General features: G+C 41.6%; 1 protein-coding gene. It reads left to right on the forward strand.

The features are described 5' to 3' along the window. Positions 1–7 precede the first annotated feature (7 nt). A complete protein-coding gene (locus tag AB4180_RS22520) occupies positions 8–424 on the forward strand; it encodes a GFA family protein (protein WP_009846796.1) in 417 nt (138 codons plus the stop codon). Positions 425–548 lie beyond the last annotated feature (124 nt).

Genomic DNA, 548 nt, shown 5'->3' on the forward strand with positions numbered 1-548 from the left:
GAAACAAATGGGTTATCCACTTCAAGGAGCATGTCAGTGCGGACAAGTTACCTATGAATTACATGAAAAACCATTAATGGTCTTTGCTTGTCACTGTACCGAGTGTCAAAAGCTATCTACCAGTCCATTTAGTATCACTGCGGTTGTTGATGTATCTAAGATAGAGTTTTCGGGTCAACTGAGCAGTTGGGAGCGCTTAGCTGATAGTGGTAATCGGAACTGTGCGATGTTCTGCCCAAGTTGTGGAAACAGAATTTATCACTTTAACCCAGATGCACCGGAAACAGTTAAGTTAAAGCTAAAACCAATTGATCTATCTTCAACTGATATTTTCGAGCCTCAAGCGCATGTTTGGGTTAGTGAAAAACTGGAATGGTATCAGATACCAAATAATGTAAAGGTCTTTCCCAAGCAGCCGAGCTAGCAGCTAACAAATTGTTCAAGCAGACAGCTAACGTTTGGCGGTTTTGGTTTGGTTGAGTTTAGTGATTACGGTGGCTTTGTTTGAGCGCAGTGGTAGTTAGCTGCTACTTAACAAGGCGTTATAT

It is taken from the genome of Vibrio sp. 10N.286.49.C3, from assembly GCF_041469545.1.
Taxonomy (GTDB): domain Bacteria; phylum Pseudomonadota; class Gammaproteobacteria; order Enterobacterales; family Vibrionaceae; genus Vibrio; species Vibrio tasmaniensis_A.